At 46.2% G+C, this 12,908-nt stretch carries 15 protein-coding genes, 1 tRNA gene and 1 other RNA gene; 14 read left to right on the top strand and 3 right to left on the bottom strand.

All coding sequences use genetic code 11. From position 1 onward, the window contains the following. The first annotated feature begins 22 nt into the window (after positions 1-22). From TWT_RS05025 to TWT_RS03970, 6 genes are all read left to right on the top strand, one after another. A complete protein-coding gene (locus TWT_RS05025) occupies positions 23-199 on the top strand; it encodes a hypothetical protein (RefSeq protein WP_155115554.1) in 177 nt (58 codons plus the stop codon). Beyond that, positions 186-1,754 carry a DNA polymerase III subunit gamma/tau gene (dnaX, locus tag TWT_RS03985; RefSeq protein ID WP_011102743.1) on the top strand — a complete coding sequence of 523 codons (1,569 nt, stop codon included), beginning with the start codon at positions 186-188 and terminating at the stop codon, positions 1,752-1,754. Before TWT_RS05025 ends, dnaX begins: the two co-directional genes overlap by 14 nt. Positions 1,755-1,762: 8 nt before the next feature. Beyond that, a complete protein-coding gene (recR, locus tag TWT_RS03980) occupies positions 1,763-2,359 on the top strand; it encodes a recombination mediator RecR (protein ID WP_011102742.1) in 597 nt (198 codons plus the stop codon). Positions 2,360-2,381: 22 nt separating this feature from the next. Beyond that, positions 2,382-2,472: signal recognition particle sRNA small type (gene ffs / locus TWT_RS04700), an RNA gene on the top strand. Positions 2,473-2,554: 82 nt separating this feature from the next. Beyond that, on the top strand, positions 2,555-3,811 hold the full coding sequence (locus TWT_RS03975; protein WP_011102741.1) for an aspartate kinase: 1,257 nt from the start codon (positions 2,555-2,557) through the stop codon (positions 3,809-3,811). Next, on the top strand, positions 3,808-4,821 hold the full coding sequence (locus TWT_RS03970) for an aspartate-semialdehyde dehydrogenase (RefSeq protein ID WP_011102740.1): 1,014 nt from the start codon (positions 3,808-3,810) through the stop codon (positions 4,819-4,821). The genes TWT_RS03975 and TWT_RS03970 overlap by 4 nt, the downstream gene beginning before the upstream one ends. Before the next feature lie 74 nt (positions 4,822-4,895). Here TWT_RS03970 and TWT_RS03965 read toward each other — a convergent pair. The 3 genes from TWT_RS03965 to TWT_RS03955 form a co-directional block, all read right to left on the bottom strand. Further along, positions 4,896-4,969: transfer RNA gene (locus tag TWT_RS03965), tRNA-Pro, on the bottom strand. A 207-nt stretch (positions 4,970-5,176) separates the two neighbouring features. Next, the gene (locus tag TWT_RS03960; protein ID WP_011096660.1) at positions 5,177-6,061 is read right to left on the bottom strand and encodes a metallophosphoesterase; all 885 of its coding nucleotides are present in this window, start codon (positions 6,059-6,061) and stop codon (positions 5,177-5,179) included. A gap of 103 nt (positions 6,062-6,164) precedes the next feature. Continuing rightward, the gene (locus TWT_RS03955) at positions 6,165-8,729 is read right to left on the bottom strand and encodes a transglycosylase domain-containing protein (RefSeq protein ID WP_237696843.1); all 2,565 of its coding nucleotides are present in this window, start codon (positions 8,727-8,729) and stop codon (positions 6,165-6,167) included. 54 nt (positions 8,730-8,783) lie between these two features. Between TWT_RS03955 and TWT_RS05020 the strand changes: the two genes are divergently transcribed. From TWT_RS05020 to TWT_RS03925, 8 genes are all read left to right on the top strand, one after another. Next, entirely contained in the window at positions 8,784-9,047 is a 264-nt protein-coding gene (locus TWT_RS05020) for a hypothetical protein (RefSeq protein WP_011102738.1), read from the top strand. Next, positions 9,044-9,196 carry a hypothetical protein gene (locus TWT_RS05015; RefSeq protein WP_166806541.1) on the top strand — a complete coding sequence of 51 codons (153 nt, stop codon included), beginning with the start codon at positions 9,044-9,046 and terminating at the stop codon, positions 9,194-9,196. The genes TWT_RS05020 and TWT_RS05015 overlap by 4 nt, the downstream gene beginning before the upstream one ends. Positions 9,197-9,374: 178 nt before the next feature. Then, positions 9,375-9,833 (top strand): RidA family protein, encoded by a 459-nt coding sequence (locus tag TWT_RS03950; RefSeq protein ID WP_011096658.1) that lies wholly within the window; start codon positions 9,375-9,377, stop codon positions 9,831-9,833. Positions 9,834-10,009: 176 nt separating this feature from the next. Continuing rightward, positions 10,010-10,954 (top strand): TadA family conjugal transfer-associated ATPase, encoded by a 945-nt coding sequence (locus TWT_RS03945; protein ID WP_011096657.1) that lies wholly within the window; start codon positions 10,010-10,012, stop codon positions 10,952-10,954. Continuing rightward, positions 10,939-11,871: a membrane protein gene (locus TWT_RS03940; RefSeq protein WP_011096656.1), complete on the top strand. Its 933-nt coding sequence runs from the start codon at positions 10,939-10,941 to the stop codon at positions 11,869-11,871. The genes TWT_RS03945 and TWT_RS03940 overlap by 16 nt, the downstream gene beginning before the upstream one ends. A 27-nt stretch (positions 11,872-11,898) precedes the next feature. Further along, on the top strand, positions 11,899-12,105 hold the full coding sequence (locus TWT_RS03935; RefSeq protein ID WP_011096655.1) for a DUF4244 domain-containing protein: 207 nt from the start codon (positions 11,899-11,901) through the stop codon (positions 12,103-12,105). Position 12,106: 1 nt separating this feature from the next. Further along, positions 12,107-12,463 (top strand): TadE/TadG family type IV pilus assembly protein, encoded by a 357-nt coding sequence (locus TWT_RS03930; RefSeq protein WP_011096654.1) that lies wholly within the window; start codon positions 12,107-12,109, stop codon positions 12,461-12,463. Between the two features lie 5 nt (positions 12,464-12,468). Beyond that, entirely contained in the window at positions 12,469-12,870 is a 402-nt protein-coding gene (locus TWT_RS03925) for an Rv3654c family TadE-like protein (protein ID WP_230440506.1), read from the top strand. The last annotated feature ends 38 nt before the right edge of the window (positions 12,871-12,908 follow it).

The following is a 12,908-nucleotide window of genomic DNA, read 5'->3' as shown; positions in this document are numbered from 1 at the left end:
GAACTGAAATATCCTTGTCTATGTGAAGTTTGTCGCCCTGTTTTTCTCTGCCCTTTGTTTTCTCATCGCGGTTTCGGCGTTTTTTTACGCTTTCTATGTAACTGGCTGGGAGTCCACCGTTTTTGGGTTCGGTGTAGTTATGATGTCTATGGCAATTTTCTTGCCCATCCATGTTTTGAAGACACATGATGAGGAGTGAGCAGGCTCTTTATAGGCGTTATCGACCCGAGGTGTTTTCTGAGATGGTCGGGCAAGACGGTGTTACCGGCCTGTTATCTTCTGCCCTTGATAACAATCGTTTGGGTCATGCCTATCTTTTTAGTGGACCAAGAGGCTGCGGGAAGACTACCTCTGCCAGAGTTTTTGCACGATGCCTTAACTGTGTAAATGGTCCAACTTCTAGTCCGTGTGGAAAGTGTCAAAGTTGTATTGATTTAGGTCGAAGCGGTAACGGGTCACTTGATGTGATTGAGATTGACGCTGCAAGTCATAACGGTGTCGATGACGCCCGGGCCTTGCGTGAACGGGCCATTTTTGCTCCGGCGCAGAGTCGGTTTAGGATTTTTATACTTGACGAGGCGCATATGGTAACAACTCAAGGGTTCAATGCGCTTTTGAAGATTGTCGAAGAGCCTCCGGCGCATGTAAAGTTCATCTTTGCCACCACTGAGCCTGAAAAAGTGCTCGGAACAATACGATCAAGGACGTTTTCTTACCCATTTGCTCTTGTTTCCGCAAGTGTTATGCAGCCATATATTGCGGATATATGCAATAAAGAAAAAATAAGAGTAGAAGATGGGGTACTGCCACTTGTAGTTCGTGCTGGCGGGGGTTCAGTAAGGGACACATTGTCAATACTTGATCAGCTCATGGTTGGAAAGTGCATTACCTACGAAAGTACGGTTGGGCTTCTGCGTCTGGCACCAGATATTCTGCTCTACGACCTGTTTTTGGCAATTGCAGAGGATGATGGAGCGACTGCTTTTGCATCTATTGAAAAAGTTGTGGAAGCCGGGTATGAGCCCGTACAGTTCATCGAAGATCTAATGTCCTGGGTAAAGGATATGACTCTTGCTGTTTGTAATGCAGAAGGTGTATTTGACTCCTATGCTCCCGAGAAGGTTGAAAGAATATTTGCACTATCCAAGCGATTTAGCCTTAAGGATCTTGATGCTATGGCGGAGATTTTGTTTTCTCGGTCGAACAGGCTGTCGGGTCCAATTTCACCAAGACTTTTATTAGAGATTATGCTTGCCAGTTTATTACTGGCCGTTGGTAAAAGTAAACTGCAGGTCTCTGATAGAGTTTCCGACACGCAGCGTCAAAAGGGTTACCCTGGTAATCTCTTGCATAATTGGTCAAGGGTCTTAGACGCTTTAAAGAGCGAAACTGCAAATATGCTGCAACACTCAAAGCCCTTGCGATTGACTGGAAGTTCATTGACAATCGGTATGCCCCAGGAGATTTTGTCTCGGTTTGTTGCGAATAAAGCTGCTATCGATGACCTAAAGAGTGTTCTTTACAAGATAACGGGTGTTCAGCTGCGCCTGTCAGGAAAGCCCATTGATGATCCGGATAACACCGTTAAAACCCCGAGTTCCTGTCTAGATAATGGCACTGTAACTGATAATAGCGGACACAAAAACACTGAGGTTGACGATGCAGAAACAAAGGAAAAACCTGATAACCCAATTACGGGGGAGGCTGTTCTGGTGCAGGCTGGTGCAAAACTTATCTCAGAAGAGGAGCAGTAGCTTAGAGAATGTATGTTCGCATAGTTCAGGATCTAATACGTGAGCTTGGCAAGCTACCCGGCATAGGTCCGAAGTCTGCACAGCGCATTACCTTCTTCATTTTGCAGAACCCGAGTTTTGATATCGACAGGCTATCTGAGACTCTCCAGTCTGTTAGAAAACAGGTGCAGTTCTGTAAGGTTTGTGGCAATTTCTCGGAAGAAGATGAGTGTGTAATTTGCTCGGATCCGAGGCGTGATAGGGGGGTAATTTGCGTTGTTGAAGAGCCAAAGGATGTTGTTGCAATAGAGAAAACGCGCGAATTTTCTGGCCTGTACCATGTTCTGGGGGGTGCAATCAGCCCAATAGATGGGGTAGGCCCTGATGACCTTAACATAAGGCAGCTTTTACAGCGGCTGGCCGATGGCACAATAACAGAGGTTGTTCTGGCGACAGACCCAAATATGGAAGGCGAGGCGACGGCAAGCTATATAGCAAGGGTCATTTCAGCTATGCGAATAAGAGTTTCTAAACTTGCCTCAGGCCTCCCGGTTGGAAGTGATCTTGAATACGCGGACGAAATTACCCTCGGTAGGGCACTCGAGGGTAGGCAATATATAAATTAACCATTTACGATGTACAATTAGTTTGCCTCCGCGCGGCGTTACCCGGGTGAACTCCCCCAGGTTAGGAATAAAGCAAGGGTAGCTCGGCTCTGGCGGGTGTGCGGGGGTCTTGCGGGCTCCGTTCGAACGCATCGCTGTTCAGATTTTGTTTTATTAGCAAGTCGGACTTTAAGATCCTTGTAGTTTGGAGAACTGTTGAGCCTGATAGTTCAGAAATACGGCGGGTCATCGCTTGCCAGTGCCAATAACCTCAAGAGAGTCGCCGAACGTGTTTCTTGTGCGTATTACGGTAACAATCGGCTGGTTGTTGTAGTATCTGCGATGGGGAGTACTACCGATAGGCTTCTAACTCTTGCTCATGAAGTTTCTGTTGAGCCAGAGAGACGTGAGTTGGATGTCTTACTCTCAACGGGTGAATGTGTGACGGCTTCGCTTCTGGCGATGGCCATAAACTCTATTGGCCTTTCTGCCCGATCTTTTACGGCCGCTCAGGCTGGGATTGTAACAGATGAGCATCATTGTAATGCGCGAATTATCACCATAACACCTACCCCGATAGAAGATGCGCTTAACGCAGGGGAGATTGCGGTTGTTGCTGGCTTCCAAGGCGTTAATCGAAAAGGTCAGGTAACCACCCTTGGTCGTGGGGGGTCAGATACGACTGCCGTGGCTCTAGCAGCTGCACTGAAAGCTGACAGATGTGAGATATATTCTGATGTCGAGGGGGTATTTACAGCAGATCCGAGAATAGTGCCTAAGGCACGGTTGCTCGAATCAATACCAATCGACCATATGCTCGAGCTATCAACTGCTGGTGCACGTATTTTAAGTTTACGTTCAGTCGTTTTTGCAAAGAGACACAATGTTTCAGTCAAGGTTGGATCAACGTTTTCTGATACATCCGGAACAATACTGTGTAACGAAGGAGAAGCAATGGAAGAGCCTGTTATAACCGGTATTGCAACAGACACAAGTCAGGCAAGAATTACGATTGTTGGCTTGCCTGACATTCCAGGAAGTGCAGCTGAGGTATTCTCTGCTCTGTCTGTTGCAGAGGTGGCAGTGGATAACATAGTACAGAACTTTTCCTCAAGTAATACAGGTTTTATAGACTTATCCTTTACATCACCTAAGGCCCAAGGTCCAGCGGTTACGAGCGCCCTTCGAGAAAATCAGACGCGAATCGGGTATAAGGATCTTCAGTACGATGATGAAGTTGGCAAAATAACCGTTGTGGGTTCTGGAATTCAACATTCTGCTGATATATCCGCTCAGCTCTTTCGGTTATTATCTGATGCCAAAGTAAATGTAGAAATGATATCTACCAGTGAGATGCGAATCTCTTTTGTTGTAAGGGCCAATGTTGTAGCAGAGGTTGCTCGTTTAATTCACACTTCCTTTGGCCTCGATGCTGACCTGCGTGCAGTTGTGCACTCTGAAGGCCGTGTATGACATCGCTGGCAATTATCGGGGCTACGGGGCAGGTTGGTATCATCCTGCGCTCACTTATCGTCGAAAGGCATTTTCCGGTTGATTCAATCCGCTTCTTTGCATCCTATGAAGGTAGAACTCTAGATTTCTATGGCAAGAAAGTACCGGTTGAAACACTTATTGATAAGGATTTTTCGGGAATAGACATTGCCATTTTTTCCGCGGGTGCAAATGTATCACGTAATTTTGCCCCGCAATTTGCAAAGGCTGGCGCACTGGTTGTTGACAACTCTTCAGCCTTCCGTATGGACCCCGGCACCCCGCTGGTTGTCAGTCAGGTAAATCCCGATCAGATCCTGCAAACAAAAACTGGTATTGTTGCGAATCCGAATTGTACAACCATGATCAGTATGCCGGTTCTAAAACCCTTGCATGATGTATTTTCCCTGAAACGTGTTGTGTTCTCTACTTATCAGGCCGTCTCGGGGTCAGGGTTTGCAGGTATAAACGAACTTATCACACAAACCCTTCATGTCGCCCCAAAGATGTCTGATCTTTTATATGGAGGGTGTGACTTCCCTGCCTCAAAGGTATACCCTAATCCGATAGCGTTTAATGCCATTCCGGTCGCTGGCAGCATTGCAGGCGATTTTGAGACAGAAGAAGAAAAAAAGTTACGTGATGAGTCAAGAAAAATACTCAATATTCCGGATTTACTGGTATCTGCAACATGCGTTCGCATTCCGGTTTTTACAGGTCATTCTCTTGCAATTCACGCCGAATTTGAAAACCCAATATCACCCGGACAGGCAGGGCAGATCCTTTCTAAAGCTGACGGTGTTGAACTTTGCGATGTACCAAACCCGATAAGTGCAACAGGCAAGAACGTTACGCTTGTCGGTAGGCTACGAACGGATCAATCAGTTCCCCATAATATGGGCCTTGTTATGTTCATCTCTGGTGATAATTTGCGTAAAGGTGCCGCGTTAAATGCGCTTGAAATAGCTGAGTTTGCCCTAAAATCACAATAGACAAGAAGCCTCTCGCCGGAACTTAGAAATGCCTTCTGTATTGACTTTCAGTGATGCAGTGGCTTTTATCAACGTCGGGGTGGCGGGATTTGAACCCACGACCTCCTCGTCCCGAACGAGGCGCGCTACCAAGCTGCGCCACACCCCGAAATAAAGAACAATGCGACTTAATTTTACTTTTGAAGTTTGGGTCTATTGGCTAGATACACATACCTCCTAGAGTTAGACTTACTCAGCCCATGCAGTTGGGCAAGAAAATGAGTCAATACTGGGTAAATAACTGGGCAAGGCGGCAATTCCGGGATATCAGACCTCTGTATTTAGACGATAAAGTAAGCCATATGGCCGTTTGATACTAAACAAGCTCTATCAATGACGCTTCAGGTTTACATGCAAACCGAAACGGGGCGTAAACCGATGTTCCAACACCAGCGGAAACGTGCAGCCACGAGGTGCTCGTTTCAGAATGCCATCCGCTCAGGCCCTTTGCCTGGAATCTGGGTAAGTCACAATTTGTAGTTAGTGCCCCAAACAGGTTTACCTGCCCGCCGTGTGTATGACCGGCAAAAATAACATGAACACCCGACTTTGCGTACGCGTCAAGCACCCTTCTGTATGGTGCGTGCGTAAGCCCGAGTACAACATCAGAGCTGCCTCTTACCGGCAGCACTTCCTCAAGTTTGTCGTAACCACAGTGCGGATCATCAACTCCAATGAGCTTTATCACGGAACCGTTTATCCTGATGTGTGATTGCCGATTATTTAGATCTATCCATTTCATCTCGCCTGTCAAGAACCCGCGCAGTCTATCCGTATCAAGTGCCTTGGCAGATGCCTTAGTCTTACTGTGTCCAAACAGATAGGCAAATGGATTCTTAAAATACGGCTCGAAATAGTCGTTTGATCCATTGACAAAGGCTCCCGGTATTCCGCAGAAACTGCGCATTGAGTCGCAAAATATCCCAAAGCCTTGTGCATGACCCAAGTTATCACCTGTATTGATAATAAAATCAGGCTTGAGCTGCGCAAGGGACTGAAGCCAATTTTTCTTACCCCCCTGACATGATGTGATATGAATATCAGACAGGTGCAGTATGCGAATGGGCTTACTACCCTTTTTCAGAACCGGAATTCTAAAATGCCGAAGAGTAAACAGATTCCGCTCGAAACAAATAGCCCATATTCCCGCAGCACCCAGCCCCAGGGTAGCTGCCTTCAAAACTATCTTCTTGTATCCCATTGCATAATTTCATTGACTATTTTAGTCTGCGGATACTTACGGCACACAAGCATCCTATAAACCCTGAAATCTTGCCCGAACAACACAAATAGCACAGGTATCACTAGTCTCGCTTACCAACAGTTATTGTTATCACTGAATTAGAGCTAATTGATGTGCCAACCCCGGGAAGAACAGAGATTACCTTGCCTGCCAAGGTTGGGCTAGAAACCTTTATTTCGCTTATATTTAGCTTCTGCCCCGAGAGCAAGCGTACCGCTTCTTCTTTGGTCATACCTATTACGTTTGGAATGGTAAATGACTGATCTGATGCATACATTACGGTAACGCTTGTGCCCTGAGGGACAGAACTGCCAGGCGATGGATCTGTATTGGTCACAGTCTGATCATTTGTGACCTCCTCCCCAGGCTTTTCCTCGTATACCAACCCGATTTGCTCTAATGCAAGTTTCGCTTCTTCTTTGGTCATACCTATTACGTTTGGAACTATTACGTTTGTCATAACCAGATACTTTGGGTCAGGAGCTGGAAATCTTGACCCCGGATATAAGGAATCTGCGTAACGCATAACCTCCCGCCAAATAAGATATCTGACGTTATAGAAAGGGTACACACCTGCTTTCCCTCTCAGGTACCTACCGTATTGCGAGAAGTTTGCTCGGTTTGTTGTTACGCCGGTCCATATTGCTGTAACGGCCTTTGTGCTGCCCCCTATGATCCATGAATCAGCCGCATTGTCTGTTGTGCCTGTCTTTGCTATATGTTCAATACCATCACGCGGATTAGCCTGAGTTGCCGTGCCGCCGGTTATTACTTGTTTTAATGCCCATGCAGTTGCTGCATTGACGTCTTGCGATATCACGTCTTTGCAGTCAGTCCTCGGTATTGGCACCTCTTTACCATGTCTATCGAGAATTTTTATTATTGCTCTTGTAGGACAATGTCGTCCCCCTGCTGCAATTGTCGCATAAGCCTCAGCCATTTTGAGTGGAGAAATTTGATTTATGCCAAGAATGGATGAAGGCGATGAAATAAGATCCTCCCCGGAAGCTATGTTCGCCGGCGCAAGCCCCGTATCCAAGGCTGCTTTCTTAACGTCGCAAAGATCAAGCTGAAGCGCCATTGCCATGTAGGCGGTGTTAACAGACTGTTTGGTGGCATTCATTACAGTAAAATTTTTTGTCCCAGCTGCGTTTTTCACTTCATATGCTCCCCTGTATGGCTTGAGAGCCCCGGGGTCTGTGCAGGTATTTTTGAAATCTCCGAGCGAAAACGCTTTGGACTGTTTGTTTCTGTCGTATGCAGAATCAACCACCGTATTCAGACTCTTTCCAGCTCTAAGCCAAGCAATAAGGGTAAATAATTTGTAGGTCGACCCTACTTGAAATCCGCTTGATCCACCGTAATCAAAGTCCGTACTCAGGTTTACCGCACTGTAGCTCGGGTCTTCGAGAACAGCGGGGTCCTGACTGTATTTTGTATTCTGAACCATTGCAAGAAGGTTACCTGTCCCCGGCTCAACGGTTACCAGTGCGGCACCCGCAGAAAGACCCCTTACAAATGAGGGAAAATAATTACTCATAGCTTCTGCAGCTTTATTTTGTAGGGCAATATCCAGGGTTGTATATATCCGATATCCACCACGCATCAGACTGAATTTACGTTCTGCACGGGTTTTGCCGAATGCACTATTATCCAGAATAAGATGTTGGATATAATCACAGAAAAATGCAGCGTTACCCGCCGGTGCACATCCGTACTCTGGGTAAGTTATACGAGGTTCAATCTGGGTTTTCTCAGCTTTCTTATACTGATCTTCTGTTATCTTTCCGATAACAAGCATCCTTTTTAAGACGTAGTCTCGGCGAGCCTTTGCTTGCCGATAACCATTTTTTTTGCCATTATTCGGATTATCTGGCCTATCTATACGGAGGACGGAGGGGCTATTTATTATGCCAATCAGTGTTGCTGCCTCGGGAAGGGTTAAATCCTTGGCATGCTTACTGAAATAGTACCTACTGGCCGCCTCTATTCCATAAATGGAGCCTCCATAATTCACGATGTTAAGGTAATTTCTAAGAACAGTATTTTTACTTAGATTCCTATTTACCTGCAATGCAAGAAATACTTCACGTATTTTTCTCTGTAGGCTTACGCCAACAACATCACGTATACACTTAGAGCGCCGAGCAACATCAGTATTGTATTTTTTCAAAGCTCGTGCGTATATCTCTTTGTCCCTTTCGGAACTTTTTACCTCGGGCTTAGATGGTTTTACTGGCGATATAATTTCACACCTCTGAAGGAGCATATTCTTCACATATTGTTGCGTAATGGACGAGCCACCTTGAATCGAGCCACCGCCACTCAGGAGGTTTGATAACAACGCCCTGAATGAGCCGGTTAAATCAACCCCGTGATTAGTGTAAAAACGGGGATCTTCCACAGCAATTGCCGCGTCTCTTACGAAGAGTGAAATTTCATCAAGCGACACGTCAATGCGGTTTTGAGTGTAGAAACTTGCAATCTCCACGGGTTTGCCAGTTTGGCGATTTATCCCATAAATAACAGATTTCTGAGATAAATCGTCTGCATCAAGAAAGGATGGGAGACTCTTGTTAACTTCTCTGCTGATCGCAAAGGTCGCGAAAGCTAGTGCCGGTACCATTCCTGACGCAAGTACAACCCCGGAGATAGTACAAATCCAAAGAAGTCTAAGCCAGTGTTTGAGCATTTTCTCTTACAAAATTATCCAGCACGACGGAAGCAATCCAGTTTGGCCATACCTAGATTCTATAAAACTTATTTCAGTAGAACACGATGGGAGCGTGAGTTAAGTGAGGCCGTGTGCTTCAATGGCAAGCAATTGAATTCAGCAATACACTATGGCATATACAGAACAGGTGTAATCGATCCTGTATGGACTGCGTTCATCTTCAAATGGGTTTATGCTTTTAGAGTCAGGATCTGGAGGACGTTTTGTTGAAATGGGAATATTGCACAACCCCACTGATAGTGCACAATACACAGGCAATATTGAATACATGGGGTCAGCGAGGATGGGAGCTTGTCACCGTTGTAACAAATAGCGAAGGCGGACTTGTTGCGTACATGAAGCGTCCGCTTTCCGCTTGACATTTGGTTGATTGAATGATTTTGACCCTCTATCGAAATGTATATTCCTTCTGGGGCGCCTATTTGATGCATGGACATACACCAAGAGAGTTATTTTGCAATGCACGCCACGGATGGTTATTGCAAATAGTCCCCTGAATAGAATTAGTCCCGTGAATAGAATGGTGGTTATTGATTTATGGGAAATTTTGAAGAAAAGTTACAGGCGCTTGGCAAAAAGTTACCAGATCTTGCGCGCCCTGTTGCTGCCTATGTGCCAGCTGTTTCATGTAGAGGTTTTGTGTTCACCTCTGGACAACTCCCGTTTGTGAACGGGGTTTTACAGCAAGAAGGTCTTGTTGCCGATAGCGTTTCTATTGCTGATGCACGTGATCTAGCTGAGATATGCGCATTGAATGCACTATCTGCGATAAAACACCTAATAGGTGATCTCGACTTGATATCTGCCATTGTAAAAATTACGGGATTTGTTGCCTCAGCGCCAGGTTTTACAGGCCAGCCACAGGTTATTGACGGTGCTAGTTGCTTGCTGAGTAAAGTGTTTGGGGCAGGCCATGCCCGCTCTGCTGTTGGTGTATCAGCTCTGCCACTGAACGCGCCTGTTGAGCTTGAGCTCATTGCTAGCATCGTAGACTGACCATTTCGTTTTCCACAATTTTCCAATAACATATCCTGCTTCACCGCGGGTCGTGTACCTTGCGATGCATGAACAAATTCTTTCTCCCAACGCCGAGCTCCCGGGCACAGAGGCTTCTGGACAGCATGTGCAATCTGGAACCATCGTTTCCGGTATCTCAGACTGCCCGTCGAGGGATGAGCGATAGTAGTTGGGGGCAATTATCACCACTGATAAGTGACCCAACTGTAACCGACATATTTGTAAATGGCGATCGCGGAGTTTGGGTTGATCGAGGGTGTGGGCCCGTTAGGGAAGATAAGTTTTCCTTTACCTCACAACAGATACATGAATTGATCATCCGCTTGATATCTCTCGGCAATCGTCATATTGATGAAGCAACACCATGTGTTGATGTTCGCCTTCATGGTGGTGTACGTGTTCATGCTGTTTTACCTCCGGTGTCAACTATCGGCCCACTTCTTTCTGTGAGACTGCCGAGTCTAAAACCAATAACTTTGGAAGATTTAAAAAACAGCGGATTTTTCAATGGTAAGTCTATGGATTATAGCGATTGGCTTACTCGCCAGGTTCTTGAGCGTAAAAATATTCTTATTACAGGTGCAGCCGGGACAGGTAAAACAACACTTTTATCGGCGCTTTTGCGTGAGGTTCCGGAAAACGAGCGAATTATTGTGATTGAGGATGTTGCAGAGATAAACATTGTGCATCCGCATGTAATTTCGTTGGAAGCGCGACAGGCAAACTCCGAAGGTGCCGGCGAGATAAGCCTTATCACCCTTCTGAAAAATGCTCTTAGAATGCGCCCTGATCGTCTCGTTCTTGGCGAGTGTCGTGGTGGGGAGATACGCGAGCTTTTCTCGGCCCTCAACACTGGACATAATGGCGGTTCTGGTACGCTACATGCAAATTCCTTACTCGATGTACCGGCTCGCCTGGAAGCAATGTGTGCTTTGGCAGATATGACTGCTTCATCAACTGCTCGCCAGGCATTCAGTGCGATAGACATTATTGTTCATCTTGAACAATCACATGGGGCAAGAAGAATAAGCGCAATCGGTTGTTTGGCAATTGAGGATAATCGCCTGAAGGTAAATGAGTTGTCATGCACAGAACTTTAGAAAACAGAAAACTGCCCCTGGAAGAGATTGCATCCATAACCTGCACTCTTGCAGTGCTGCTTGATGGGGGTATTACGCCCGCGAGTGCATGGAAACATGCTAGCCACACGACGGATAATTATCCGAAACAGTTTACTGCTGCATGTTTGGCCGCGGGGTCTGGGCGAGATATCGCGGCCGGCATAAGAGAAAGTGATTTTAGCGGACTTGAGTCTCCCGAAAAACACGCGTGGTTCGCACTTGCAGCTGCTTGGTGGGTTGGCACACGCTCGGGCGCAAATATGGCCAACTCATTGTTGTCCCTTTCCCGGGCGTTCAGTCATATAGCCTCTGTCCAGCGCGAAGCGCAGGTTGCCATGGCAGGCCCCAGCAGCACTGCCAAAATTGTTGGATTTTTACCAATCTTTAGCCTTGTACTGTCAGCTGCCCTGGGATTTGGGGCGCTCAATGTACTTCTGTTTTCCATTCCCGGACTCTTATGTTTATCCGGGGGGTTGCTTCTAATGTTTATTTATAAGCGGTGGACCGGCTCAATGATTACGAAATCTGCTCCACAGGATAATTCTCCCGGACTTGACTATGAACTGTGCATCATAGCTGTATCTGGCGGCGGCGCAATAACCCTTGCATGGGAGTGTGTAAGAGATGCAATGCGTCACTTTAATCTGCCAATTGTCAATGCAAAACGCATAGATCAGATTATTTCCCTTTCCTTTTCATCGGGAGCACCCGCCGGAAAATTGCTGCGTGCCGAGTCTGAGCTTGCTCAGCTGCAAGCAAGAACAGAGGCCCAAAAACAGGTTCAACGATTAGCTGTAAAACTTATGCTACCCCTCGGGCTATGCATTCTACCCGCTTTTATGCTAATCGGAATTGTCCCACTGGTTATCTCAATGATTTCGGGCGGGATACTGTGAGAAACAAAGAAAAAGAAATGGAGGAATATGTTTAAAAAACTTATTAAAAACAAAAATTTGGGAGATATAAGAAAATTTATCTCATCCGATTCGGGTGCCATTACGGCTGAATACGCCATTATAGTCGTGGGCGCAGTCGGTTTTGCAGGGCTACTAGTTGTCGTCTTGCGAAGCGGGGAAGTGCATAAGCAGCTGAGAGATATAATTCGTGGAGCGCTGTCCTGGAGAGGCTAGTGTGTTGAAAATATCTCGTGAAGTGACCGTTCGCAGCCGGATATTCTCTGAGCGTGGCAGTATTACTGCAGAAGTAGCGATATCGTTTCCGATAGTGTTACTTGTTTCTGCGTTTTTGTACTCTGGAATTCAGCTTAGTGGAAAACAGCTGCGTCTTCAGGAAGCATCAGCAGTTGCTGCAAGGCAGCTCTCTCGAGGTGAAGCTGTAGATGTAAGAAGAGTTGCCGGTGATGTAAAGAATATTGTGAGTTATCACAACGGCGCCTATGTCTGTGTGCAATTAAAAGACAGCGCAAAAGGTTTACTAAATGGCATAGAGGTTAAAGCAAGCAGCTGCACCCTTGACAAAGGTCATTGAACGGGGTGGATGTTTTGCACGTTGCGCGAGTTGTAAAAATCCCCCTTTTAAAGAGGGAAATATTTCCCTCTTTAAAAGGGGAAGGTGGCTCTGGGTCAATACTCACTATTTCCTGCGCAACTATCGTATTCATAGCCGGGATTGCTGTATTACTGCTTGGCCAAATACTGTTTACATATGGAAAAATGTCCTTAGCTGCTGACCAGGCAGCCCTGACAGCCGCAGATATACACAGAAATATTGTCGAGGGTGTTCCGTGTGATGCTGCTTCGGAGGTATCAAAACAGCATGGCGTTGCAATGATTTCGTGCAGACTAAGCGGTGAGACCGCAACGGTAGTTACATCTACAAATATTCTTGGAATTGAAATACGAGCAACCGCAAAAGCCGGCGCACCGCCTTCTTAAAGACTCTGAGTATCCTTGTCATTTGCGAATCTGCTTGA

It is taken from the genome of Tropheryma whipplei str. Twist, from assembly GCF_000007485.1.
Taxonomy (GTDB): domain Bacteria; phylum Actinomycetota; class Actinomycetes; order Actinomycetales; family Microbacteriaceae; genus Tropheryma; species Tropheryma whipplei.
Note: the sequence above shows the minus strand (reverse complement) of the source record. Positions and strands in the feature narration are given on the sequence as shown.